Source organism: Pseudomonas salmasensis (assembly GCF_014268375.2).
Taxonomy (GTDB): Bacteria; Pseudomonadota; Gammaproteobacteria; order Pseudomonadales; family Pseudomonadaceae; genus Aquipseudomonas; species Aquipseudomonas salmasensis.
Genome location: NZ_CP077083.1, coordinates 67,436 through 91,390, shown reverse-complemented (window position 1 = coordinate 91,390; position 23,955 = coordinate 67,436). Strand labels below are relative to the sequence as shown.

At 61.0% G+C, this 23,955-nt stretch carries 23 protein-coding genes and 1 pseudogene; 11 read left to right on the top strand and 13 right to left on the bottom strand.

What is annotated here, in order from left to right:
- Nucleotide 1 precedes the first annotated feature (1 nt).
- Entirely contained in the window at nt 2-277 is a 276-nt protein-coding gene (locus HU731_RS00380) for a peptidylprolyl isomerase (RefSeq protein WP_003174397.1), read from the top strand.
- A 110-nt stretch (nt 278-387) separates the two neighbouring features.
- Here HU731_RS00380 and HU731_RS00375 read toward each other — a convergent pair whose 3' ends face one another.
- The 8 genes from HU731_RS00375 to HU731_RS00340 all read right to left on the bottom strand — a co-directional run bounded on the left by HU731_RS00375 (nt 388) and on the right by HU731_RS00340 (nt 6,972).
- Nucleotides 388-1,293 (bottom strand): sugar kinase, encoded by a 906-nt coding sequence (locus HU731_RS00375; RefSeq protein ID WP_186606557.1) that lies wholly within the window; start codon nt 1,291-1,293, stop codon nt 388-390.
- A gap of 128 nt (nt 1,294-1,421) precedes the next feature.
- Complete coding sequence (locus HU731_RS00370) at nt 1,422-2,630, bottom strand: amino acid deaminase (protein WP_186606556.1); 1,209 nt, start codon at nt 2,628-2,630, stop codon at nt 1,422-1,424.
- 9 nt (nt 2,631-2,639) lie between these two features.
- Nucleotides 2,640-3,404 carry an IclR family transcriptional regulator gene (locus HU731_RS00365; RefSeq protein ID WP_032896883.1) on the bottom strand — a complete coding sequence of 255 codons (765 nt, stop codon included), beginning with the start codon at nt 3,402-3,404 and terminating at the stop codon, nt 2,640-2,642.
- 145 nt (nt 3,405-3,549) lie between these two features.
- Nucleotides 3,550-3,939: a RidA family protein gene (locus tag HU731_RS00360; RefSeq protein ID WP_034119946.1), complete on the bottom strand. Its 390-nt coding sequence runs from the start codon at nt 3,937-3,939 to the stop codon at nt 3,550-3,552.
- 15 nt (nt 3,940-3,954) lie between these two features.
- Entirely contained in the window at nt 3,955-4,737 is a 783-nt protein-coding gene (locus tag HU731_RS00355; RefSeq protein ID WP_020301585.1) for an amino acid ABC transporter ATP-binding protein, read from the bottom strand.
- On the bottom strand, nt 4,734-5,396 hold the full coding sequence (locus tag HU731_RS00350; RefSeq protein ID WP_073525247.1) for an amino acid ABC transporter permease: 663 nt from the start codon (nt 5,394-5,396) through the stop codon (nt 4,734-4,736). Before HU731_RS00350 ends, HU731_RS00355 begins: the two co-directional genes overlap by 4 nt.
- A 12-nt stretch (nt 5,397-5,408) precedes the next feature.
- A complete protein-coding gene (locus HU731_RS00345; RefSeq protein ID WP_003191828.1) occupies nt 5,409-6,071 on the bottom strand; it encodes an amino acid ABC transporter permease in 663 nt (220 codons plus the stop codon).
- Nucleotides 6,072-6,123: 52 nt separating this feature from the next.
- Nucleotides 6,124-6,972, bottom strand: a complete 849-nt coding sequence (locus HU731_RS00340) for a transporter substrate-binding protein (RefSeq protein WP_186606555.1) — start codon at nt 6,970-6,972, stop codon at nt 6,124-6,126.
- Between the two features lie 326 nt (nt 6,973-7,298).
- Here HU731_RS00340 and HU731_RS00335 point away from each other — a divergent pair.
- Nucleotides 7,299-7,520 (top strand): annotated as a pseudogene (locus tag HU731_RS00335) (thioredoxin family protein); the annotation flags it as partial.
- Nucleotides 7,521-7,608: 88 nt separating this feature from the next.
- Here the strand turns inward: HU731_RS00335 and HU731_RS00330 are convergent.
- The 3 genes from HU731_RS00330 to rpiB all read right to left on the bottom strand — a co-directional run bounded on the left by HU731_RS00330 (nt 7,609) and on the right by rpiB (nt 11,078).
- Nucleotides 7,609-9,177, bottom strand: a complete 1,569-nt coding sequence (locus HU731_RS00330) for a TerC family protein (protein WP_186606554.1) — start codon at nt 9,175-9,177, stop codon at nt 7,609-7,611.
- 395 nt (nt 9,178-9,572) lie between these two features.
- Nucleotides 9,573-10,553, bottom strand: coding sequence for a sugar-binding transcriptional regulator (locus HU731_RS00325; protein WP_003191835.1), 981 nt, complete (start codon nt 10,551-10,553; stop codon nt 9,573-9,575).
- A 63-nt stretch (nt 10,554-10,616) separates the two neighbouring features.
- Nucleotides 10,617-11,078 carry a ribose 5-phosphate isomerase B gene (gene rpiB / locus HU731_RS00320; protein ID WP_032896873.1) on the bottom strand — a complete coding sequence of 154 codons (462 nt, stop codon included), beginning with the start codon at nt 11,076-11,078 and terminating at the stop codon, nt 10,617-10,619.
- Nucleotides 11,079-11,340: 262 nt separating this feature from the next.
- Between rpiB and HU731_RS00315 the strand changes: the two genes are divergently transcribed.
- The 7 genes from HU731_RS00315 (at nt 11,341) to dhaL (ending at nt 18,696) form a co-directional block, all read left to right on the top strand.
- Nucleotides 11,341-12,828 (top strand): sugar ABC transporter ATP-binding protein, encoded by a 1,488-nt coding sequence (locus tag HU731_RS00315; protein ID WP_186606553.1) that lies wholly within the window; start codon nt 11,341-11,343, stop codon nt 12,826-12,828.
- A complete protein-coding gene (locus HU731_RS00310) occupies nt 12,825-13,802 on the top strand; it encodes an ABC transporter permease (protein ID WP_003191840.1) in 978 nt (325 codons plus the stop codon). The genes HU731_RS00315 and HU731_RS00310 overlap by 4 nt, the downstream gene beginning before the upstream one ends.
- Nucleotides 13,803-13,836: 34 nt before the next feature.
- Complete coding sequence (locus HU731_RS00305) at nt 13,837-14,844, top strand: substrate-binding domain-containing protein (RefSeq protein WP_186606552.1); 1,008 nt, start codon at nt 13,837-13,839, stop codon at nt 14,842-14,844.
- A 153-nt stretch (nt 14,845-14,997) separates the two neighbouring features.
- Nucleotides 14,998-15,753 (top strand): SDR family oxidoreductase, encoded by a 756-nt coding sequence (locus HU731_RS00300; RefSeq protein WP_186606551.1) that lies wholly within the window; start codon nt 14,998-15,000, stop codon nt 15,751-15,753.
- A gap of 27 nt (nt 15,754-15,780) precedes the next feature.
- Nucleotides 15,781-16,896, top strand: coding sequence for an MDR/zinc-dependent alcohol dehydrogenase-like family protein (locus tag HU731_RS00295; RefSeq protein WP_032876099.1), 1,116 nt, complete (start codon nt 15,781-15,783; stop codon nt 16,894-16,896).
- 150 nt (nt 16,897-17,046) lie between these two features.
- Nucleotides 17,047-18,048, top strand: a complete 1,002-nt coding sequence (locus HU731_RS00290; protein ID WP_186606550.1) for a dihydroxyacetone kinase subunit DhaK — start codon at nt 17,047-17,049, stop codon at nt 18,046-18,048.
- A gap of 3 nt (nt 18,049-18,051) precedes the next feature.
- Nucleotides 18,052-18,696 carry a dihydroxyacetone kinase subunit DhaL gene (dhaL, locus tag HU731_RS00285; RefSeq protein WP_186606549.1) on the top strand — a complete coding sequence of 215 codons (645 nt, stop codon included), beginning with the start codon at nt 18,052-18,054 and terminating at the stop codon, nt 18,694-18,696.
- Nucleotides 18,697-18,815: 119 nt separating this feature from the next.
- Here the strand turns inward: dhaL and sohB are convergent, their stop codons facing one another.
- Nucleotides 18,816-19,841, bottom strand: a complete 1,026-nt coding sequence (gene sohB, locus HU731_RS00280) for a protease SohB (RefSeq protein ID WP_186606548.1) — start codon at nt 19,839-19,841, stop codon at nt 18,816-18,818.
- Nucleotides 19,842-20,035: 194 nt separating this feature from the next.
- On the opposite strand from sohB, the gene HU731_RS00275 reads away from it, so the two are divergent.
- Nucleotides 20,036-20,746, top strand: a complete 711-nt coding sequence (locus tag HU731_RS00275) for a histidine phosphatase family protein (protein ID WP_186606547.1) — start codon at nt 20,036-20,038, stop codon at nt 20,744-20,746.
- 56 nt (nt 20,747-20,802) lie between these two features.
- Complete coding sequence (locus HU731_RS00270) at nt 20,803-21,117, top strand: SCP2 sterol-binding domain-containing protein (protein ID WP_014718185.1); 315 nt, start codon at nt 20,803-20,805, stop codon at nt 21,115-21,117.
- 128 nt (nt 21,118-21,245) lie between these two features.
- On the opposite strand, the gene HU731_RS00265 is transcribed toward HU731_RS00270, so the two are convergent.
- Entirely contained in the window at nt 21,246-23,882 is a 2,637-nt protein-coding gene (locus HU731_RS00265; protein ID WP_186606546.1) for an MGH1-like glycoside hydrolase domain-containing protein, read from the bottom strand.
- Nucleotides 23,883-23,955: the final 73 nt, after the last annotated feature.

Below are 23,955 nucleotides of genomic sequence, written 5' to 3'. Positions count from 1 at the left end.
CATGAAAGCCCAAGCCCGTCATATCCTGGTGAAAACCAGCGAAGAAGCCGAACAACTCAAGCAGCGCATTGCCAAGGGCGAAGCCTTTGATGTGCTGGCCAAGAAGTACTCCACCTGCCCGTCGGGCAAACGCGGTGGTGACCTGGGCGAAGTGCGGCCCGGGCAGATGGTGGGGGCCATTGATGCGGTGATCTTCAAGAAACCGGTGAAGGTGGTGCACGGGCCGATCAAGAGCAAGTTTGGGTATCACTTGGTGCAGGTGTTTTACCGGGATTGAGTGGATGGCTTCAGTCCGCTATCGCAGGCAAGCCAGCTCCCACATTTAGCAGTGCACACCCACACAAATGTGGGAGCCGGGCTTGCCCGCGATCCGCCGCAGGCGGCCATTCATCTCGGTATTAAAGCCCCCGGCACCTGAATCACCCGGCTCGCCAACCGATGCCCCGCCAATGCAGCCTCTTGCGGCGAGCCACCCTTGAGCCGGCAGGCCAAATACGCCGCACTAAACGAATCTCCCGCCGCCGTGGTGTCCACCACTTTCTCCACCTTCAACGCCGGCACCGCAAAGCGCTCCCCCGCGCAACGAACCAGGCAGGCGTCCGCTCCCCGCTTGAGCACCACTTCTGCAATCGACGGGTACGCCGCAAACACCTGCTCGCTATTCTCATAGCCAAACAACGCGAGTTCGTCATCCTCGGTGAGCAAGGCAATGTCCACCTCGGCCAACACCCTGCGATACGCCTCACGGGCCGTTTGCACATCGGCCCACAGCCGTGGCCGGTAGTTGTTATCGAACACCACCTTGGCGCCACGCCGGCGGGCTTCGATCAGCGCCTGCAGTAAGCGCTCACGTCCGATATCTCCCAGCACCGCCAGGGTAATGCCGCTGAGATACACCACGTCATAGCCCGGCAAGGCCGCAAGGACCGGCTCGGCGGCCGGTGTGGTAAAGCAGTCGCGCACGGCCGCTTCGTTGCGCCAGTAGAGGAATTTACGTTCGCCCTGGGCGTCAGTCTGGATGCAATACAAGCCCGGCAAGCGCCCTGGCAGGCGCTGGACCATCCCCAGGCCAAGGCCTTCGTCGTGCCAATGCTCACACATGGCATCGCTGAAACTGTCATCGCCCAGGGCAGTCACGTAGTCAACGCTGCCGACCTCGCCCAGCTCGCGGCGCAGGTACACCGCCGCGTTCAGGGTGTCGCCGCCGAAGCTCTGGTGCAGGCTGCCGTCGGCGCGGTGTTGCAGTTCGATCATGCATTCGCCGATGAGGGCGATGTGGGGGTGGGTGTTCATGGCAGAGTTCTCAGGTGTGCTGGAGGGCCCCATCGCGGGCAAGCCCGGCTCCACACTTGACCCTATTCCAACTGGAGGAATGCAGTCGAATGTGGGAGCTGGCTTGCCTGCGATAGCCGCGACGCGGTCTAGAAGCAGGTACGCAGAGACTCAACCACCTGCAACTGCTCATCCACCAGGCACCCCACCTGCCATTTATCAAACGTCAGGCAAGGGTGGGACGTACCAAATGAAAGGATATCGCCAATGCGCAATTCAACCCCCGGCGCCACCGTCATGAACGCATGTTGGTCCATTACCGCCGTGACCTTGCACCCGCTCACATCATCACCTTGCGCAGGCACGATCCCGGCCCTGTAGCGCTTGAGCGGAACCGGCAAACCGGCGTCGTAGGCCACGTCGCGCTTGCCCAGGGCGATCACCGCAAAACCAGGCTCCGGCAGCGACTGCACGTGTGCCCAGACTTCCATTGCCGGGCGCAGGCCCTCGTTGAGGTCGCTGCGGCGTTCGAGTACGCAGCACTGCGCTTCTTTGTAGATGCCATGGTCGTGGGCCACGTAACTACCAGGGCGTAACACGCTGAGGAAGCGGCCGGCGGCGTTCTGCGTTTCGAACGACTCGGCGATCAGGTCGTACCAGGCCGAACCCGATGCGGTGATGATCGGCTTGGGCAGGTCGAACAGGCCGCTGTCTTGCAGCTCGACCGCCAGGCTCACCAGGCTGGCGGCAAAGTCGCGAATGCCACTGACGGCATGCTCGCCGTGGATCACGCCTTCGTAACCTTCGATACCAGTGAGGGCCAATGCCGGCTGAGCCTGGATCGCCTTGGCCAGCTCACGCACCTCTTGCTCGCTGCGACAACCGCAGCGGCCACCGACCACGCCGTACTCGATCATCACGTTGAGGCGCTGGCCACGGGCGGCGAAGAACAGGCCCAGGTCGGCGACGTTGTCCGGGTGATCGACCATGCAATGGAAGTCAAAATCCTTATCGGCCAGCAGGTCGGCGATCAAGGCCATGTTCGCCGCGCCCACCAGTTGGTTGGCCATCAGCACACGACGCACGCCGCTGGCGTAGGCGGCGCGGGTCTGCACGGCGGTGGCCAAGGTGATGCCCCAGGCACCGGCCTCGATCTGGCGTTGGAACAACGCGGGCATCATGCTGGTCTTGCCGTGGGGCGCCAGCTCGGCGCCGCTGCTGCGGACAAAGTCCTGCATCCAGCGGATGTTATGTTCCAGGGCATCACGGTGCAGCACCAGGGCCGGCAGGCTGACATCCCGAACCATATGGGCACCGACGGCGGCGGCACCTTTTTCAACGGCATTGAGGGCAGACATGGAAAACTCCTATTCGTTGATGCGTCGGGCCAGGCTGTTGGCGCTGTCGATCAGTACCCGGCGATAGTCGTGGTAGTTTTTGCTGGCATCGGCCCGGGGGGCGACGATGCACAGGGTCGCGATGCTGATGCCCTGGGCATCACGCACCGGGGCGGCAAAACAATGGGTGAAGGTGTCGGCCACACTGTCGAAGGAGAAGAACCCCTCCAGGCTGGCCTGGCGGATCTGCGCCAGGAAAGTGTCCAGCGGCAGGCGCAGGCCGTCCGGCAGGATGAAATCGTCGGGGTCGATCAGGTCGACGATCTGCTGGTCGCTCAAATGCCCCAGCAACAAGCGCCCCGAGGCGGTCCACGGAATGGGCGCGTTTTCGCCGATATCCGAAGAAATACGGAAATGCCGCTGGCCCTCGCGCATCAGCGCCACCGTGTATTTGCGCCCGTTGAGCAGGCACATCTGCGCGGTTTCGTGGGTCTGGCTGACGATCTCCTGCAAGGCGTGGTCGGCCTCACGGGTCAGATCGAAGTGGCGCAGGTGTGCCTGGCCGAGGAAATACAGCTGCCGGCCCAGGTACACGTGGCCGTCCTTGCCCACAGTCTCCAGGATGCGCCGCTCCAGCAACGACGCCACCAGTTCGTAGACCGTGGATTTGGGGCTGCCGATGCCACTGGCGATATCATTCGGGCGCAGGGGCTGGCCGATTTCCTTGAGAAAATCGAGGATATCGAACGCACGGTCCAGGCCTTTGGCGCGGCGTTTGATGGTGTCTTCGGTCATGGTGGACTCGGTCCCCAGTGGTATGAATTCTTCTGTAGGAGCGAGCTTGCTCGCGAAAAACTCCAGGGCAACGCGTTCACAAACAATACCCGCGTTATCGTTGACGATCTTCGCGAGCAAGCTCGCTCCTACAGGGTTTAAATATTCAGCCCTTTTTCTTGTAGGCCACGCAATCGATCTCGACCTTGCAATCGACCATCATGTTGGCCTGCACACAGGCGCGCGCCGGGGCGTGTTCCGGGGTGAAGTATTCGCCGAACACCTTGTTGAAACTCCAGAAGTCCCGTGGGTCTTCCAACCATACGCCCACCCGCACCACATCCTTGAGCTCGTAGCCGGCTTCTTCGAGGATCGCCACCACGTTGCGCATCGTCTGGCGAGTTTGCTCGATGATGCCGCCACTGATGATTTCGCCGTCCACCGCCGGCACCTGGCCCGACACGTACAGCCAGCCATCGGCTTCCACGGCGCGGGCGAATGGACGTGGCTGGCCGCCACCTGCGGTGCTGCCGGTGCCGTAACGAGTAATGCTCATAAAAGTTGCTCCTTGTTAAAAACGAATGTTCTTGAGAAATTCCGCCAGTCGCGGCGACTGCGGCCGTTCGAAGATGTCCTTCGCACTGCCCTGCTCTTCAATGCGGCCCTGGTTCATAAACACGATCTGGTCTGAAACCTCATAGGCAAAGCGCATCTCGTGGGTGACCAGCAACATGGTCATGCCCTCCTCCGCCAGCCCCTTGATCACGCTGAGCACTTCGCCCACCAACTCCGGGTCGAGGGCCGAGGTGACTTCGTCGAACAGCATCAGGCTGGGGTTCATGGCAATGGCCCGGGCAATGGCCACTCGCTGTTGCTGGCCGCCGGACAGTTGGCCGGGAAAGTGGTTGCGGCGCTCCAGCAGGCCGACGCGGTCCAGCCATTTTTCGGCCAGCGCTACCGCTTCATCCTTGCCCATCTTCTTGACCTTGAGCAAGCCGAGGGTGACGTTCTGCAGCGCGGTCAGGTGCGGGAACAGGTTGAATTGCTGGAACGCCATGCCGGTCATTGCGCGGTGCTGGGCGATCACGCGCTCCGGGTGGCGTACACGCTTGCCGCCAACATCGCTGTAGCCGATGGACTCGCCGTCCAGGGTGATCTGCCCGCCCTGGAACTCTTCCAGCAGGTTCACACAGCGCAGCAAGGTGGTCTTGCCCGAGCCGCTGGAGCCGATCAACGTCACCACATTGCCGCGCTGCATGGACAGGTCAACGCCCTTGAGCACTTCCACCTGGCCGTATTGTTTACGCAGGCCACGAATGTCCAGCAGCGCTGGGTTGGTTTGAGCTTGGTTCATGGCAAGGCCACCCGCTTTTCAATGTAGCGCCCGAATAATTCGATGGCGTAGTTGATAACAAAGAACAGAAACCCGGCGAACAGGTAGAACTCCAACGTCATGAAGGTGCGCGCGATCACCTGCTGGGTGCTGAGCAGCAATTCCGCCACGCCGATCACCGACAGCAAGGTGGAAGCCTTGACGATCTCCGTGGAGGAGTTGACCCAGGTCGGCAAGATCTGCCGCAGCGCCTGGGGCAACAGCACATAGCCCAGGGACTGATAGAACGTCAGGCCAATCGCCTTACCCGCTTCCAATTGCCCACGGGGAATGGCTTGCAGCGCACCGCGCACGATTTCCGATACATGGGAGCCACAGAACAAGGTGAGCCCGACGGCCCCGGCCTGAAACGCGGTGATGTTCCAGCCAAGGGCCGGCAGCATGTAGAAACACGCCAACACCAGCACAAACACCGGTGTGCCACGGATCAAATCGACGTACAGACGGAACGGCGCACGCATCCAGAATTTACCGTAGGTCAGGATCAACCCGGCGACGATGCCGATCAGGGTGCCAAAGATAATCGCCAGCGCCGAGACCGCCACACTGGCCTGGAAGCCGGCCCAAAGCGTTTCGCGCGCGATCCACAATTCATGCAGCCAACTGGGGGATTCGTACATGGGGACCCTTCCTCAGCGACGGATCGCCAAACGCTGTTCCAGGTAACGGAGCAGCATGGCAATCAGGTAACAGGCAGCCACATAGAGCGCGGTCGTGACCAGCCAGGTTTCAATCACCCGGTAGCTTTCGACGTTGATCTTGCGGGCGTAGTAGGTCAGCTCCGGCACCGCAATCGCGGCGGCCAGAGAGGTGTCCTTGAACAGCGAGATGAAATTATTCGAGAGTGCCGGCAACACGTTGCGCAGCATCACCGGCACGGTGATGTAAGCGCGGATCCGCCACTCGCCCAGGCCGATGGCCAGGCCGGCTTCACGCAAGCCCTTGGGAATATTCACCAGGCCTGCGCGGAACACTTCGGTGAGATAGGCACCGGCATACAGTGACAAGGTGATGATGAACGAGGGGATCTTATCCAGACGAATGCCCAAGGAGGGCAACGCAAAGTAGATCAACAGGATCAACACCAGGATCGGGGTATTGCGCACCACCGTCACGTACACCGAGGCAAAAATACGCAACGCGCGGTGCCTGGAGAGCATGGCAAACGCCATCAACAGGCCAATCACGCAGCCGATGGCGATCGACAGCAACGCCAACTGCAAACCCAGGCCGAGCCCCGCGAGCAAGGTGTCGAAATCACGCCAGACGGCGGCAAAGTTCAACTGATAGTTCATGGTCAGCAGTACCTGTATGGGGCGTGTTCAGGCACGCCCCTGTTGTTGCGGGTCACTTGAATTCCACGGGAAAACCAATCGCCGGTTCTGGCAGGTCCACGCCGAACCACTGCTTGAACGAGGCTTTGTAGGCGGGGAATTCCACACCGGTCATGGCTTCGTGCAGCGCGGTGTTGACGAAGTTCAGCCAGTCCTGGTCGCCGCGCTTGACCGCGCAGGCGTAGGTTTGCGGGCTCCAGGCATAAGTGGGGCTGCGATAACGACCGGGGTTCTGCACCATCAGGTATTTGACCGAGGACTGGTCGGTGGCGGCGGCATCGGCGCGGCCTGAGTTCACGGCCTGGTACATCAGGTCAACGCTGTCGTACTGATCGACCTTGGCCTTGGGCAGCGCCTGGTGCACCAGCTCTTCGGCATACACGTTCTGCAGCACGGCCACGGTAACGTCATCGCCTGCCGCCTGCAGGTCTTCGATTTCCTTGTACTTGCTGTTGTTGGGCAGCAGCAGGCCGACACCTTCACGGTAGTACGGCAAGGTAAAGGCCACCTGCTGCGCACGGCTTGCGGTAACAGTGATGAACTGGCAGCTCATGTCGACCTTGTCGGTGAGCAGGTTGGGAATACGTGCATCGGACGACTGCACCACAAACTCCACCTTGCTCGGGTCATTGAACAAGCCTTTGGCCACGATGCGGCCGATGTCGATATCAAACCCCTGCAACTTGCCATCCGCTCCCTGGAAGTGCCACGGCGCATTGGTACTGCCTGTACCCACGATCAAGTGCCCGCGCTTGAGCACATCATCAAGCTTGCTGTCGGCCGCCTGCACCCCGCTGGCGAAGGAAGCCGATGCAGCGACAAGAAAAACACACGCTTTGAATACGGAAGGTCGGTGATGCATGACAAGCACTCCAGGGATTGTGTATTCCGCTATACCGGAACTTGGTATGTAACAACGGAATAGACAGCAGAAAGTGTGCCACAGACGCCGGAGGAAACCTATGGGGGCAAGAAATGCGTTAGGGATCAGGGAGATAGTGATTGGGGCTGTAAGCAGCGTTGCGCCGTCGCCGTATGGCTGTGCTACGCAACGCCCCACAACGGTGTTACGACGCCCTCAGGCGGGTCGCCTCGAAGTGACGCGCACCTGTGAAGGTTGACAGTAGACGGTGACGACCCACTGGCCTAGCGTGGGCAAAAACCAACACGGCAGGCAGGGGGATCGACATGGGAGTCGCCACGCGCAGAATTTCCAGCGCCACAGAGTTTGGATGGGTGCTGAACACGCCACGCCCAGTGTTTATTCTGTTTTTTTCAGAGCAATGCCCCGCTTGCGCGCAGGCATGTCATGTATTCCAACAGACCGCGTCGAAGCATCCGTGGGTCGTCAGCCTGATACTCGACTGCGCCCATACGCCGAGGCACCCTGACGTAACAGGCACCCCAACGCTGCTGATCTACCTGAAGGGCGCCCTGGTAGAAAAATTCAAAGGCTTCGGCGCACTGGAAGAACAAGAGCAGTGCGTGAAAGACATCTTCAACCGTTATGACCTGAGCAAGGGCGCAAGTGCACTTGTGTCACTCGACGCTCCTCCACTTCAGCCACCGTCAAACGCCAGCCCTCATGCTCCAGGCTATCGCCCACCACTGGCAGGCGATCGAGCAGGCTCATCACCAAACCCGCCAAGGTCTGATAATCCTCGGTCGCCATCGCCTTGAAGCCCGTACGCTGACGCACCAGGTTGAGGTTCAAGGCGCCATTGGCACGGAAACCATCGCCGTCCTCGATAATGTCAGGCCCTTCGATTTCGCTGGCATCGGGCAATTCACCGGCGATGGATTCCAGAATGTCCGTCATGCTCAACACCCCCATGAAGTCGCCGAATTCGTTGATCACGAAGGCGATGTGGGTGGACTCCTGGCGCATCTGCTCCAAGGCATTGAGGATCGAAAAACTCTCCAGCAGGTTGATCGCCCGACGCGCCAGGTGTTCCAGGTTCGGCTCGTTGCCGGCCAGGTATTCCTTGAGCAATTCTTTCTTGTGCACAAAGCCCAGGGGTTCATCCACCGCACCGTTACGGATCAACGGCAGGCGCGAGTAGGACGAGTGCATCAGTTTCAGTCGGGTAGCCTCGGGGTCGTCCGCCAGGTCGATGCAGTCAACCTTGGCCCTTGGGGTCATCAGGGTGCGAATCGGCCGCTCGGCCAGTTGCAGCACGCCGCTGATCATCACCCGCTCACGTCGGTCAAACAGCGGGCCCTGGGCAGCATCCGGCTCGCCCAGCAGGTCAGCCACTTCTTCACCCACCTCTTCCACCGCCAGGCTGCGGCCACCCAACAAGCGCATCACCGCATGGGCGGTACGCTCACGCACTGGCAACACACCCTGGGCCGATTTCTTGCGACGGGCGCGGGCGATCTGGTTGAACACCTCGATCAGAATCGAGAAACCAATGGCCGCGTACAGGTAGCCCTTGGGAATATGGAAGCCCAGGCCTTCGGCGGTCAGGGCAAAGCCGATCATCATCAAGAAGCCCAGGCACAGCATAATCACGGTCGGGTGCGCATTGACGAAACGGGTCAGCGGCTTGCTCGCCACGATCATCAGGCCGATGGACACGATCACCGCGATCATCATCACCGCCAGCTCGTCGACCATGCCCACGGCGGTAATCACCGCGTCGAGGGAGAACACCGCATCCAGCACCACGATCTGCGCGACGATCGGCCAGAACATCGCGTAAGCCACATTGCCCTTGTGCTGCGCCACATGGCCCTCAAGGCGCTCATGCAATTCCATGGTGGCCTTGAACAACAGGAATATACCGCCGAACAGCATAATCAGGTCACGGCCCGAGAAGCTCTTGTCGAACACCTCAAACAGCGGCTGGGTCAGGGTCACCAACCAGGAAATACTCGCCAACAGGCCCAGGCGCATCAACAACGCCAGGGACAAGCCGATCAAGCGCGCACGGTCACGCTGCTCCGGTGGCAACTTGTCCGCCAGAATCGCGATAAACACCAGGTTGTCGATACCCAGCACCAGTTCCAGCACAATCAAGGTCGCAAGGCCAAGCCAGGCCGTGGGATCCGCTAACCATTCCATTTATAGAATCTCTGTCTTTAAAGTGTTCAGAACGCCAGGCACGGCAAAGTGCGGTGATAAGACCGGGACAAGATTAGTTGACGGAATACGGGGTGCTTGAGCGGAAACAGCGACAGCGGTGGTCTTGGGGAAAGACGACTGGGAGGCTCCGAGAGGGTGTTCATGCAAGTCCTGAAATGACAAAAGGACTTGAATCCTACATTCGAAATACAAATTTCCCACAGCGCAAAACTATTACAAAACCTGTAAACCGCTATCAGAAGCTCAGCAACTCTTGTGGGAGCTGGCTTGCCTGCGATGCGGGCACCTCGGTGCATCAGGTAGACCGGGTCGATGCAATCGCAGGCAAGCCAGCTCCCACAAAAAGCCTGCCCGCCTGCCAGATAGACGACTCATCAGGTTTTGCGAGTGGCATCGTCCAGCGCCAGGATGGTGTGGGCATTGGTGACGGTGGTCGCCAGCGTATTGATCACCCCCGAGCGCAACGCCCCCAGGGTCGCCGCCGCCTTGGTGTTCTCACTGGCAATCGCCACCACATCCGGGATGCGAAACAGCTCCTGCACCGTCAACCCGATCACGCGCCCTTGAATGGCGTTGACCGCCGGCTGGCCGTGTATGTCAATAAAGTCATAGCCCATCATGTCGCCCACGGTGCCAGACAGGCGCGCCTGGGCGATTTCCTGGGGCGAGAACCAGCCCATGCGCACCATGTTGCTGTTCTCGCTCATGTCGCCGATGCCGATCAGGGCAATATCGGCACGGCGGGCGCGGTCAAGGGTCGAACGCACCGTATCGTTGTTGATCAGCACCCCGCGCAGCTCGGGGTTGGCCACCAGCGCCGGGGCGTAGAGGCTTTCACTCTCGCCACCAAAGCGCAGGGCCAGGCGTCGGCAGATGTGGTCAGGGTTCATGTACTCGCCGGCCTTGAGCGAACCGCCGATGGCACACACAAAGGTGCAGTTGCGGGTCACCGGCAGAAACACGTTATCGGCCACCGCGCCGACGTTACGGCCCATGCCCACGGCCACGATCATGCCGTCGCCCAGGGTTTTGTTGAGGTAGTTGGCCACCAGGCTGGCGACCGCCGAGCGCTGGGTGTCGGGGTCGCTGTGGTCGACGGCGATCAAGGCGCGGTCAAGCTTGAAGCGCTCCACCAGCGCCCGCTCCAACTCGTTATTCATCGCCGGGTGCTGCAATACGCGCACCTCGACAATCCCTTCATCGCGCGCACGCTTGAGCAGGCGGCTGACTTTGGCCCGCGACAGGTCAAAGCGCTTGGCGATGGCCTCCTGAGTGACGTTCTCAAGGTAATAGAGCATCGCCACTTCGGTCATCTGATCGATATCACTGGCCATGCGCTGGGTACTGTCACTCATGGGGACGGGCTTCCGTTTCGGCGTCAAAGGCGCATTCTCCCGACTCTTGCCCCGCGCCGTCCACTACTGATGCCCATCGCGCTCGATCGCATTGATGCGCTCGACCTTGGCCCCGGACCGCGCCGCTTCGAACTCCGAGGCCAAAAACGCGCTGACGATGCTTTTGGCCAACTCCGCACCGATAACCCGCGCACCGATGGAGAGGATCTGCGCATCGTTGCTCTTGCGCGCCCGCTCCGCCGAATAGGTGTCATGGGCCTGGGCCGCACGGATGCCCAGCACCTTGTTGGCCGAGATGGCCATACCAATCCCGGTGCCGCACACCAGCACGCCGAGGCGCTGCTGCCCGGCATTGATGGCGGTGGCCACAGCCAAGGCGATGTCCGGGTACAGCACCGGCGCCGTGGAATGCGTACCGAAGTCGGTCACCGGGTACCCCAACCCCTCGATATGGCGCTTCAACAGCTCTTTGAGCTCAAAACCCGCTTCATCACATCCGATAGCCACCGGGAAAGGTGTGTTCATGGTGCCAAACTCCACTGATCAAATGATCACTTAGTGAAATATCTCTCACGCATTTCGCAAGCATTCACCCCTTACTGTCAAGCGAGATTTAACTGACTCGCCAGTCAATGCCCCATATAAAGGCCATAACCCCATCACAGATGAGAATCACACCTTTTAAGTGAAAGAGATTGACTGATCAGAATTTCATTTGATACACATATGATCACAGCGAAACATGACTGTGCGACCTAATAAGAATTCACAGCACGAGGACACGCCGATGGCCACGCCATTACTGCTCCAGGCTGAACACGTCGCCAAGGCTTATGCCGGGGTGCCTGCCCTGCGTGACGGGCGCCTTGCTCTGCGCGCTGGCAGCGTCCACGCCCTGTGCGGCGGCAACGGTGCTGGCAAGTCGACTTTCCTGAGCATCCTGATGGGCATCACCCAGCGTGACGCTGGCAGCATTCTGCTCAACGGCGCACCAGTGCAGTTCAATCGCCCAAGTGAAGCCCTGGCCGCAGGGATCGCGATGATCACCCAAGAGCTCGAACCCATCCCCTACATGACCGTCGCCGAAAACATCTGGCTGGGCCGCGAACCACGCCGCGCCGGTTGCATCGTCGACAGCAAGGCCCTCAACCGCCGCACCCGCGAACTGCTCGAAAGCCTGGAGTTCGACGTCGACGCCACCAGCCCCATGCACCGCTTGAGCGTTGCGCAGATGCAACTGGTGGAAATCGCCAAGGCGTTCAGCCATGACTGCCAGGTGATGATCATGGACGAGCCCACCTCGGCCATCGGCGAGCGCGAGGCCGAAACCCTGTTCAAGGCCATTCGCCGCCTTACCGCACGGGGTGCCGGTATCGTGTACGTGTCCCATCGACTGAGCGAACTGGCGCAGATCGCCGATGACTACAGCATCTTCCGTGATGGCGCCTTTGTCGAAAGCGGGCGCATGGCCGATATCGACCGCGACCACCTGGTGCGCGGCATTGTCGGCCAGGAACTGACGCGCATCGACCACAAGGTGGGGCGCGAATGTGCGGCCAGCACCTGCCTGCAAGTCGACAACCTGAGCCGCACCGGCGAGTTCCACGACATCAGCCTGCACCTGCGCCGTGGCGAGATCCTCGGCATTTATGGGCTGATGGGTTCCGGGCGCAGTGAATTCCTCAATTGCATCTACGGCCTGACCGTGGCGGACTCCGGCAGCGTTACCTTGCAAGGCAAGCCCATGCCCATCGGGCAGCCCAAGGCAACCATCGACGCCGGCATGTCGCTGGTCACCGAAGACCGCAAGGACAGCGGCCTGGTGCTGACCGGCAGCATCCTGTCCAACATTGCACTGTCGGCCTATAAGCGCTTGTCGAGCTGGTCGCTGATCAACGCACGCAAGGAAGCGCAACTGGCCGAAGACATGGTCAAGCGCCTGCAGATCAAGACCAGCTCCTTGGAGCTGCCGGTGGCGTCCATGAGCGGCGGCAACCAGCAAAAGGTGGTGCTCGCCAAATGCCTGTCCACGGAGCCGGTGTGCCTGCTCTGCGATGAACCCACCCGCGGCATCGACGAAGGCGCCAAACAGGAGATCTACCACCTGCTCGACCAGTTCGTGCGCGCCGGCGGCGCAGCCATTGTGGTGTCGTCGGAAGCTCCGGAACTGCTGCACTTGAGCGATCGCATCGCCGTCTTCAAAGGCGGCCGGCTGGTCACCATCAGCACCGACACCGCCCTTTCCCAGGAAGCCTTGTTGAGTCTTGCCTCATGAATGCCAAAACCATCGTCGCCCCCGTTACCGCCGCGCCGCGCAACCGCCTGCGCCTGTCCCTCGACCGCTTTGGCCTGCCGCTGGTGTTTATCCTGCTGTGCGTGGTGATGGCGTTTTCCAGTGAATACTTCATGACTTGGCGCAACTGGATGGACATCCTGCGCCAGACCTCCATCAACGGCATTCTCGCCGTGGGCATGACCTACGTGATCCTGACCAAGGGCATCGACCTGTCGGTGGGGTCGATCCTGGCGTTCGCCGGCTTGTGCAGCGCCATGGTCGCCACCCAGGGTTACGGCCTGTTGGCGGCGGTCAGCGCGGGGATGTTTGCCGGCGCAATGCTCGGCGTGGTCAATGGTTTTATGATCGCCAACCTGTCGATCCCGCCGTTCGTGGCCACCCTCGGCATGCTCAGCATCGCCCGGGGCATGACCTTTATTCTCAACGACGGCAGCCCGATCACCGACCTGCCCGACACCTACCTGGCCCTGGGCATCGGCAAGGTCGGCCCGGTGGGCGTGCCGATCATCATCTTCGCCGTGGTCGCGCTGATCTTCTGGATGGTGCTGCGCTACACCACCTACGGCCGCTACGTGTACGCGGTGGGCGGCAACGAAAAAAGCGCACGCACCTCCGGCATCGGTGTGCGCAAAGTGATGTTCTCGGTCTACGTGGTCTCCGGCCTGCTCGCCGGGTTGGCCGGCGTGGTGCTGTCGGCACGCACCACCTCTGCCCTGCCCCAGGCCGGGGTTTCCTATGAGCTGGACGCGATTGCCGCAGTGGTGATCGGCGGCACCAGTTTGTCTGGCGGTACCGGCAGCATTGTCGGCACCTTGTTCGGGGCACTGTTGATCGGCGTGATCAACAACGGCCTGAACCTGCTCGGCGTGTCCTCCTATTACCAGCAGGTCGCCAAGGGCCTGATCATCGTGTTCGCAGTCCTGATCGACGTGTGGCGCAAGAAGAAACGCTGAAGAACGACCCATAACAATAACCGGAGTTCTACTTATGAAACTGGGTACCACCCTGGCCGCCGCGGCGGCCCTCTCCCTGCTCGCCAGCAGTATCGCCCTGGCCGCCGATGGCAAGACCTACAAGATCGGCGCGGCCGTCTATGGCCTCAAGGGCCAGTTCATGCAGAACTGGGTCCGCGAGCTCAAGGAACATCCAGCCGTCAAGGATGGCACCGTGCAATTGACCGTGTTCGACGGCAACTACGACGCCCTGACCCAGAACAACCAGATCGAAAACATGGTGACCCAACGCTACGACGCGATCCTGTTCGTGCCGATTGATACCAAGGCCGGCGTCGGCACCGTCAAGGCCGCCATGAGCAACGACGTGGTGGTCATCGCCTCCAATACGAAAGTAGCCGATGCCAGCGTGCCGTATGTGGGTAACGACGACGTGGAAGGCGGCCGCCTGCAGGCCCAGGCCATGGTCGACAAGCTCAATGGCAAGGGCAACGTGGTGATCATCCAGGGCCCGATTGGCCAGTCGGCGCAGATCGACCGGGAAAAAGGCGAGCTGCAAGTGCTGGGCAAACACCCGGACATCAAGATCATCGAAAAGAAAACCGCCAACTGGGACCGCGCCCAGGCCATGACCCTCACCGAAGACTGGCTCAATGCCCACCCCAAGGGCATTAACGGTGTGATCGCCCAGAACGACGACATGGCCCTGGGCGCCGTGCAGGCGCTGAAGTCCCATGGCCTCACCTCCAAGGACGTGCCCGTCACCTCCATCGACGGCATGCCGGATGCGATCCAGGCGGCGAAAAAGGACGAAGTCACCACCTTCCTGCAGGACGCCCAGGCCCAGTCTCAAGGCGCGCTGGACGTGGCGTTGCGGGCCCTGGCCGGCGAGGACTACAAGCCGCAGTCGGTGATTTGGGAGCGCTATGGCAAGGATGTGAAATGGGCCGACGGCACGGCCAAGAACTACATCCTGCCTTGGGTGCCGGTGACCAATGCCAATGCGGATGCGCTGTACAAGCAAGTCAGCGGCGGTAAGTAGCCAGTGGCTTGAAACACCGTCCACTGTGGGAGCTGGCTTGCCTGCGATGCAGGCACCTCGGGGCATCAGGTAGACCGGGTCGATGCAATCGCAGGCAAGCCAGCTCCCACATTGGACCGAGTTCTACCTTTTGATCTGTACGGGGAGTCATTCATGTCTGGTTTCTGGAACCAAGCCTTCGACCTCAGCGGCCGTTGCGCGGTGATCACCGGTGGCGCCGCCGGCATTGGCCTGGCCTGCGCCACCTTGCTGGCGGAACGCGGCGCCCGAGTGGCGCTGCTGGACCGCGACCCGGCCGTGGTCGAGGTGGCCGCAGGCCTGGGTGCCGGGCACCTGGGTATTGCCGTCGACCTTGGCCAGATCGGCCAGATACAACCCACCATCGACCGCGTATTCGCCCACTTCCAACGCCTGGATTACCTGATCAACAGTGCGGGTGTGGTGCTGCTGGACAAAGCCATTGAGGTGACTGAAAGCGCCTGGGACACCACCCTGGACATCAACCTCAAGGCCAGTTTCTTCGTGGCCCAGGCCTGCGCCAGGCATATGCTCGCCCAAGGCAGCGGCCGCATCGTCAACCTGGCGTCCCAGGCCGCCGTGATTGGCCTGGACCGTCACGTCGCCTACTGCGCCAGCAAAGCCGCGATCGTCGGCATGACCAAGGTGTTGGCCATGGAGTGGGCGCCGCAGGTGAACGTCAATGCCATCTCCCCGACCATCGTCGAAACCGCTTTGGGCAAGAAGGCCTGGGCCGGCGACGTGGGTGAACGGGCCAAATTGCAGATTCCGGCGGGCCGCTTCGCCCAGCCGGAAGAAATCGCCGGGCTGGCGCTGTACCTGCTCAGCGATGCTGCGCAGATGATCACCGGTGCCAACATGGTGATCGACGGCGGCTACAGCATTCAGTAATTCATCGTTATGTCGTGAGGTTTTGTCATGTCCACCGTCACCGAACGCACACCTGAACAACTCGCCCCAAGCATCCCGAAAACCATGCAAGCCGTGGTCTGCCACGGCCCGGAAGACTACCGCCTGGAAACCGTCGACGTGCCCACCCCCGGCCCCGATGAGATCCTCACCAAGGTCGAGCTGTGCGGCATTTGCATGGGCGATATCAAGACCTATCGCGGCGCGCCGTCGTTCTGGGGCGACGCCGAGCAACCGCGCTACGTGAAGCCACCGATGATCCCCGGCCATGAGTTCGTGTGCCGCGTGGTCGCCCTTGGCCCAGGCGCCGAGAAGCGCGGCGTGGCCGTGGGTGACCGGGTGATCTCCGAGCAGATCGTGCCGTGCTGGGGCTGCCGCTTCTGCAACCACGGCCAGTACTGGATGTGCCAGAAGCACGACCTGTATGGCTTCCAGAACAATGTGCAGGGCGCCATGGCCCAGTACATGATCTTCACCAAGGAAGGCATCATCCACAAAGTGCCGGAATCCATCGCCCCCGATGAAGCGATCCTTATCGAGCCGCTGGCCTGTTCGTTGCACGCGGCGGAACGTGCCAACGTCGACCATGACGACATCGTGGTGGTCGCCGGTGCCGGCACCCTGGGCCTGGGCATCATTGGCGCGGTGCGGTTGCGCAACCCCAAAAAGCTCATCGTGCTGGACATGAAACCCGAACGTGCCGCCCTCGCCCTGCGGATGGGCGCCGACGAAGTGTGGAACCCGGCCGAGGTCGATGTGCTGGCGAAAATCCGTGAGATCACCGATGGCTACGGTTGCGACATCTATATCGAGGCCACCGGGCACCACAAGGCGGTGAACCAGGGCCTGGCGATGCTGCGCAAGCTGGGACGCTTTGTGGAATTCAGCGTGTTCAATGACGAGGCCACCGTAGATTGGTCGATCATCGGCGACCGCAAGGAACTGGATATTCTCGGCTCGCACCTGGGACCGTATATGTACCCCAGGGCCATCGACTTTATCGGCAACCGCAAGATCGACATGCGCGACGTGGTGACCCACAAGTTTGCGCTGGCGGATTTCAAGGAAGCGTTTGCGGTGATGGAGCGCGGCGATAAATCGCTGAAGGTTGTGCTCGAACCCTGAAAGTTTACTCAACCGCTTTTACTGTAGGAGCGAGCTTGCTCGCGAAGAACTCAAGGCCGCCACGCTGAATCAGACAGCCCGCGTCATCGTTGGCGTTTTTCGCGAGCAAGCTCGCTCCTACAGTTAATAAAAACAACAGGAACCCGCGTTATGAATCGAGTCATCAACGATCCCGACCAAGTGGTCGAAGACATGCTGCGCGGCATCCTGGTCGCGCACCCCGAACTGCGTCAGTACGAGAGCAACCCACGGGTCATCGTCAAGGCCAGGCCGTCCGCCCAGGGCCGCGTCGGCATTGTCACTGGCGGCGGCTCCGGGCATGAGCCGGCGTTCCTCGGTTATGTAGGCCCGGGGCTGGTGGATGCAGTGGCCGTCGGCGAGATTTTTTCCTCGCCCACCGCCAAAAGCTTTTTCGACGCCTTCCGCGCCGCCGACCATGGCGCAGGCGTTGCCTGCCTGTATGGCAACTACGCGGGCGACAATATGAACGTGAAGCTGGCGATGAAAATGGCCGCCAGCAAAGACATGCGCATCCGCACGGTGGTCGCCAACGACGACGTGGCGTCCGCGCCCAAGGCCGAGATCGCCAAGCGTCGCGGCGTGGCCGGGGAGATCTTCATGTGGAAGATCGGCGGTGCCGCCGCCGCCCAGCATTACGACCTGGACGGCGTGATTCGGGTGGCGCAGAAAACCGTCGACCGCTGCCGCTCGATTGGTATCGGCCTTACACCGTGCACCATCGCGGCGGTGGGCAAGCCGAACTTCCAGATTCCCGACGGCCAGATGGAATTGGGCATCGGCCATCATGGCGAACCGGGTATCGAAGTCATCCCGATTGAACCGGCTGCCGCCATGGCCGAGCGCATGCTGGCGCCGATCCTCGCCGACCGCGATTTCAGCCAGGACGACAGCGTGGTGGTGCTGGTCTCTGGCCTTGGCGCCACGCCGGTGATGGAGTTGTATATTTTCTACGCCGAGGTCGAAAAGCAGCTCAAGGCCAAAGGCTTGAAGATTCACCGTTGCTACGTGGGCAACTACTTCACGTCCCTGGAAATGATGGGCGTGACCTTGACCCTGCTAGGCCTCGACGCTGAGCTGAAAACCTTGATCGACCAACCCTGCCGCTCCATCGGCATGACCCAGGCGGAGTGAACCATGAGCCAGCATTTTTCCACCCATGACGGCAGCGCCCTCGTCGCCGACCTGGTCAGCGTCATCGTGGCCAACCGTGAGTACCTCAGCGAAGTCGACGGCGCCATAGGCGACGGCGACCATGGCATCAACATGGCCAAGGGTTTTGCCCATTGCGGCCGCACGATCGAAGGCCGCCAACTGACCCTGGCCGAAGCCCTGGACGAACTGACCCTGAGCCTGATGGAAGGCATCGGCGGCTCCATGGGGCCGCTGTATGGCAGCCTGTTTATCGGCATGGCCGACGAAGTGCGCGGCAGTGACGACATCGACGCCGCCACCTTTGCCCACCTGCTACGCGGCGGCTTGACCTCGTTGCAGGACATCACCGAAGCGGGGGTGGGCGACAAGTGCTTGATGGATACGTTGATCCCGGCGGTGGAAGCTTTTGAACGGGCGCAGGCATCGGGGGCTTCGTTCAACGATGCGCTCGACGCGATGAAAAGCGCTGCTTCTCAGGGGCGGGATTCGACCAAGGACCTGGTGGCCAAGATTGGCCGGGCCAGTCGTTTGGGAGAGCGTTCGCTGGGGGTGCTGGATGCGGGGGCGGTGTCGTGCTGCCTGATCCTTACGCAGTTGGCGGACTCTATCCAACCTCGCCTTATCTGATCTCACCTGTAGGAGCGAGCTTGCTCGCGAAAAACGTCAACGATAACGCGCGCTTGATGAATGAACGCGGCGCCTGTGATTTTTTCGCGAGCAAGCTCGCTCCTACAGGGTATTACGGCTTACCAGAACCGCTGCTGGGTCAAGCGGCTCCACCAAGTCAACAGCACCCGGTCCACCGAGCCGCTGGCCGCCAGGCCCACGCGTTCTTGCAGGCTCTTACGCTCGGCATAGCGCAGGTGGAACACTTCGGCGGTCTTGGCCTTGGTGGCCAGGTATTCATCGCTGGTTTGCAGCTCATCGACCAGCTGTTTATCGAGCGCAGCGACGCCCAGCCACACTTCACCGGTCGCCACCTCGTCAATCGCCAACTGTGGGCGGTAACGCGAAACGAAGTTCTTGAACAGCTGGTGGGTGATGTCCAAGTCTTCCTGGAACTTCTCCCGGCCCTTCTCGGTGTTTTCGCCAAACACTGTGAGGGTGCGCTTGTACTCACCGGCGGTCAGCACTTCAAAATCGATGTCGTGTTTTTTCAGCAGGCGATTGACGTTGGGCAACTGCGCCACCACGCCAATGGAGCCGAGAATGGCGAACGGTGCGCTGATGATCTTCTCGCCAATGCACGCCATCATGTAGCCGCCGCTGGCCGCCACTTTGTCGATGCACACCGTCAATGGCACGCCCGCCTGGCGGATGCGCGCCAGTTGCGAAGAGGCCAAACCATAGCTGTGCACCATGCCGCCGCCGCTTTCCAGGCGCAGCACCACTTCATCCTTGGGCGTGGCCAGGCTCAGCAGCGCGGTAATTTCATGGCGCAGGCTTTCGGTAGCCGAAGCCTTGATGTCACCGTCGAAATCCAGCACGAATACCCGTGGCTTGGCCTCGGGCTTCTTCTTGTCTTTCTTCTTTTCGGCTTTGCTTTCGGACTTGCGCAGGGCCTTGAGCTGGTCCTTGTCGAGCAGGCTCGACTCCAGGCGCTCGCGCAATCCCTTGTAAAAATCATTCAGCTTGCTGACCTGCAATTGGCCGGCGGATTTACGACGACCTTTGCTGCGCAGGGCTGCAAAGCTGATCAGTACTACCAGAATAGCGACCACCAGGGTGACGGTCTTCGCCAGAAAGCTCGCGTATTCGGCCAAAAAATCCATAGGTCTCCTTAAAAAATACACTGCGCCAGGCGCGGATGGCCCCAGCATACCGACGCTACCGCGCAGGAGCCAGTGATCAAACCGCCAGCAGGTGGGCTCCAACGCGCTTTTAAAACAAGCGTATGTTTTTTCATTGACAGCTCGCAGGCATCCTCATAACCTCGCCAGACTTTCAACGTACCGGGAAAACGGACGTGGGCAGCATTTATCTGATTCGACATGGCCAGGCCTCCTTTGGTGCAGACGACTATGACGTCCTCTCGCCCGTTGGCGTGGAACAAGCGCAAGTGCTCGGTCGCCACCTGGCAGACCTGGGCATTGCATTTGACCGCTGCATCGCCGGCGACCTGCGTCGCCAGCAGCACACCGCCAGCGCCACGTTCGATCAGTACAGCGCCCTGGGCTTGCCGGTGCCGGCGCTGGAAACAGACAGCGCGTTCAACGAGTTCGACGGCGAAGCGATTATTCGCGGCCTGTTGCCCGACCTGCTCAGCAGTGAACCGGATGCCGTGCACATCCTGCGCAATGGCCCGCAGAACCGCAGCGAGTTCCAGCGCATTTTCGCCCTGATCATCGAACGCTGGCTGGCCGGCACCTATGATCCGCCGGGGCTGGAAAGCTGGCTGGGGTTTGTCGAGCGGGTCCAGGGGGGCTTGCAGCGCATTCTTGACGCCGCGAACCACACCGACAAAATCGCCGTATTCACCTCCGGCGGCACCATCACCGCCATGCTCCACCTGATTACCCGAATGCCTGCCGCCCAGGCCTTCGACATGAACTGGCAAATTGTTAACACCTCGCTCAACCAACTCAAGTTCCGTGGTCGCGAGGTGGCACTGGCTTCCTTCAACAGTCACGCCCACTTGCAACTGTTGAAGGCGCCGCAGCTCATCACTTTCCGATGAACTGCGGCCAACCGTGACCCCAAGGTCACTGGACTCTACCCTTAAGGATCGAAACCATGACTGACGTAGCTAAAGCAGTAGAAGCAATGAAAGCCAAATTCAACCCAAGCGCTGCCGAAGGCTTGGACCTGGTATTCGGTTTCCGTATCGACGACACCAAGAATTTCTCGCTGGTAGTCAAGGACAAGACCTGCGAACTCAAAGAAGGCGAAAACCCTGACGCTCAGGTCACCCTGGTGATGGACAGCGAAACCCTGGAAGGCATCGTCGACGGTTCCACCGACGGCATGCAGGCCTTCATGGGCGGCAAGCTGCGCACCGAAGGCGACATGATGCTGGCGATGAAGCTGAGCGAGCTGTTCCCTTCCTGATTCAAGGGCAACCCTGAATCCCTGTGGGAGCGGGCTTGCTCGCGAATGCGAAGTGTCAGCTAATGCATCAGGCACCGAATCACCGCATTCGCGAGCAAGCCCGCTCCCACATTTGGTTTGTGGATTGCTCAGGGTTTTGGTTGCAACAGTAACGCCACCAATGCACTCCAGCCGGTCTGGTGTGAAGCCCCCAACCCTCGCCCTGTCTCCCCATGAAAATACTCATGGAACAACACCAGGTCACGACTGGCCGGGTCCTCTTGCAACTGCGCATACCCTGCCATCGACGGCCGCACCCCGTTTTCATCCCTGAGAAACAACCGCTTCAGCCGCTCGCTGAGGCTGTCAGCCACCTCCTCCAAAGACGCCAGATACCCACTGCCCGTCGGGTACTCCACGGAAAATTGCTCCGCGTAATAGCGATGAAACTCGCGCAACGATTCAATCAGCATGTAGTTCACCGGCATCCACAGCGGCCCGCGCCAATTGGAGTTGCCGCCGTAGAGGCGTGAGTCGGATTCACCGGGCTGGTAACTGGCGCACAAGGTGTCGCCATTCATCTTCAACGCCAGGGGCTGCTCGGCGAACGCCTTGGACAGGGCCCGCACGCCGAAGGCCGACAAGAATTCCTGTTCATCGAGCATGCGTCGCAGCAAATCCTTGGTGCGTTCACCGCGCAGCAGCGCCAGCAACAGGCGGTTGCCCTGCCCCGGCTCGGTCCAGCGCGAAACCAGCTTGGCCAGGTCCGGCCGATGATGCATAAAACCCAGCAGGCGCTCGCGCAAGCCTTCCAGGCCTTCATGCTCGCGCTGTTCCAGCACCAGCACGGCAAACAATGGCATCAGGCCGACGATGGAACGCAGGCGCACCGGTTCGCTGTGGCCGTCAGGGCGGTGCAGCACGTCGTAGAAAAACTGGTCCTGCTCATCCCACAAGCCTTCGGCGCTGTCATCGACGCGGTTGATGGCGCCGGCGATGTAGAGAAAGTGCTCGAAAAACTTCACGGCAATGTCCACATACACCGCATTACGCTTGGCCAGTTCCAGGCCGATGCGCATCAGGTCCAGGGCATAGGCCGCCACCCAGGCGGTGCCGTCGGCCTGGTCCAACTGGTAACCCGGCGGCAACGTGGCCGAACGGTCGAACAAGGCAATATTGTCCAGGCCCAGAAAACCGCCCTGGAACAGGTTACGGCCCTCGGCGTCCTTGCGGTTGACCCACCAGGAGAAGTTCAGCAGCAGCTTGTGAAAGATCCGCTCCAGGAAATCCATATCGCCCACGCCGGTCAGCGCCTTGTCCTGCTGATACACGCGCCAGCTGGCCCAGGCATGCACGGGAGGGTTGGCGTCGTCAAAGCGCCATTCGTAGGCCGGCAACTGGCCGTTGGGGTGCATGAAGCGGTCCTTTACCAGCAACAACAGCTGTTGCTTGGCGTAACCAGGGTCGATCAGCGCGATGGCCACCGCCTGGAAGCCTTGGTCCCAGGAGGCGTACCACGGGTATTCCCAAGTGTCGGGCATGGACAGGATGTCGAAGTTGGACAGGTGCCGCCAATGGGTATTGCGGATGTGCAGGCGCTCGGGCGGTGGCGCGGGCTGGGCTGGGTCGCCGTCGAGCCACTGGTTCACGTCGAAATAGTACAGCTGCTTGGACCACAGCAGCCCGGCCAGGGCCTGGCGCTGCACATTTCGCGCATCGTCATCGGTAAGGTCCTGTTGCAAGACCGCGTAGAAATCATCGGCCTCCTGCCGGCGCTGTTCGAACAGCTTGCGCGCATTGACATCCGGCGCGTCCACAGGCGCAAAGCGCAGGTAGAGGGTTTTGTTTTCCTGGCCCGCCAGTTCAAGGGTGAAATGCGCGGCCACTTTGGTGCCGGCGTCCCGGCGAACGGCCGACTCAAGCCCGCCCACCACGTAATCGTTGATGCCATCCTTGAATGGCCCCGGCGCCGGTTGCCCGTCCAGCTTGGGACGGTTGGTTTGATTTTCGCAGAACAGCCACTGCGTCCCGTCCTGGCCCCAGGCGCTGAGGTGGCGGTCATCGAGTTCATGATGGCGGGCCAGCAGTCGCTCGCCGTCCAGCGTCAAGCTGGGCTTGGGTGCATCGAGGGTCCAGCTCCAATCATTGCGCGCCCAGAGCTGGGGCAGTACCTGCAGGCGTGTGGGTTGCTCCGAACGGTTATGCACGGTGATGCGCATGAAGATATCGTCGGGTTGATGCTTGGCGTATTCGACGCTGATGTCGCAGTAGTGGTTGTCTGCAAACACACCGGTATCGAGGATTTCATACTCGGCATCCGCCAGCCCACGACGGGCGTTTTCGGCGATAAGGTCGGCGTAGGGAAAGGCCGCATGGGGGTATTTGTAGAGCATGCGCATGTAGGCATGGCTCGGCACGCCATCGACGAAAAAGTACAGCTCCTTGACGTCTTCGCCATGGTTGCCTTCGGCGTTGTTGAGGCCGAACAGGCGCTCCTTGAGGATTGCGTCGCGCTCGTTCCACAGCGCCAGGCCCAGGCACCAGCGTTGGGCCTTATCACTAAAACCGGCCAAGCCGTCCTCGCCCCATCGATAGGCGCGGCTGCGTGCATGCTCATGGGGGAAGTAGGCCCAGGCGTCGCCGTCGGCGCTATAGTCTTCGCGCACCGTGCCCCATTGGCGTTCACTCAAGTACGGGCCCCACTCGCGCCAGCGCTCGGCGTGTTGCGTTGCCAGGCGCTGGCCTTCAATGGTGCCCAGCAGGTTGGTTGCGGGTTTGGCCGTCATTGGGTCTTCCTTCACCTACACAGTGAGGCGCAGTGTAGAGCCCAATGACGCCCGCTTGCACATGAAGACTTGG

Coding starts and splice junctions, on each gene's coding strand:
- HU731_RS00365 (WP_032896883.1), bottom strand. CDS start 3,404: ATGACCGAAGACACCATCAAACGCCGCGCCAAAGGCCTGGACCGTGCG.
- HU731_RS00325 (WP_003191835.1), bottom strand. CDS start 10,553: ATGAGTGACAGTACCCAGCGCATGGCCAGTGATATCGATCAGATGACC.
- rpiB (WP_032896873.1), bottom strand. CDS start 11,078: ATGAACACACCTTTCCCGGTGGCTATCGGATGTGATGAAGCGGGTTTT.
- HU731_RS00300 (WP_186606551.1), top strand. CDS start 14,998: ATGTCTGGTTTCTGGAACCAAGCCTTCGACCTCAGCGGCCGTTGCGCG.
- dhaL (WP_186606549.1), top strand. CDS start 18,052: ATGAGCCAGCATTTTTCCACCCATGACGGCAGCGCCCTCGTCGCCGAC.
- HU731_RS00355 (WP_020301585.1), bottom strand. CDS start 4,737: ATGAACCAAGCTCAAACCAACCCAGCGCTGCTGGACATTCGTGGCCTG.
- HU731_RS00340 (WP_186606555.1), bottom strand. CDS start 6,972: ATGCATCACCGACCTTCCGTATTCAAAGCGTGTGTTTTTCTTGTCGCT.
- HU731_RS00375 (WP_186606557.1), bottom strand. CDS start 1,293: ATGAACACCCACCCCCACATCGCCCTCATCGGCGAATGCATGATCGAA.
- HU731_RS00380 (WP_003174397.1), top strand. CDS start 2: ATGAAAGCCCAAGCCCGTCATATCCTGGTGAAAACCAGCGAAGAAGCC.
- HU731_RS00360 (WP_034119946.1), bottom strand. CDS start 3,939: ATGAGCATTACTCGTTACGGCACCGGCAGCACCGCAGGTGGCGGCCAG.
- HU731_RS00295 (WP_032876099.1), top strand. CDS start 15,781: ATGTCCACCGTCACCGAACGCACACCTGAACAACTCGCCCCAAGCATC.
- HU731_RS00345 (WP_003191828.1), bottom strand. CDS start 6,071: ATGAACTATCAGTTGAACTTTGCCGCCGTCTGGCGTGATTTCGACACC.
- HU731_RS00350 (WP_073525247.1), bottom strand. CDS start 5,396: ATGTACGAATCCCCCAGTTGGCTGCATGAATTGTGGATCGCGCGCGAA.
- HU731_RS00330 (WP_186606554.1), bottom strand. CDS start 9,177: ATGGAATGGTTAGCGGATCCCACGGCCTGGCTTGGCCTTGCGACCTTG.
- HU731_RS00270 (WP_014718185.1), top strand. CDS start 20,803: ATGACTGACGTAGCTAAAGCAGTAGAAGCAATGAAAGCCAAATTCAAC.
- HU731_RS00305 (WP_186606552.1), top strand. CDS start 13,837: ATGAAACTGGGTACCACCCTGGCCGCCGCGGCGGCCCTCTCCCTGCTC.
- HU731_RS00370 (WP_186606556.1), bottom strand. CDS start 2,630: ATGTCTGCCCTCAATGCCGTTGAAAAAGGTGCCGCCGCCGTCGGTGCC.
- HU731_RS00310 (WP_003191840.1), top strand. CDS start 12,825: ATGAATGCCAAAACCATCGTCGCCCCCGTTACCGCCGCGCCGCGCAAC.
- HU731_RS00315 (WP_186606553.1), top strand. CDS start 11,341: ATGGCCACGCCATTACTGCTCCAGGCTGAACACGTCGCCAAGGCTTAT.
- sohB (WP_186606548.1), bottom strand. CDS start 19,841: ATGGATTTTTTGGCCGAATACGCGAGCTTTCTGGCGAAGACCGTCACC.
- HU731_RS00265 (WP_186606546.1), bottom strand. CDS start 23,882: ATGACGGCCAAACCCGCAACCAACCTGCTGGGCACCATTGAAGGCCAG.
- HU731_RS00290 (WP_186606550.1), top strand. CDS start 17,047: ATGAATCGAGTCATCAACGATCCCGACCAAGTGGTCGAAGACATGCTG.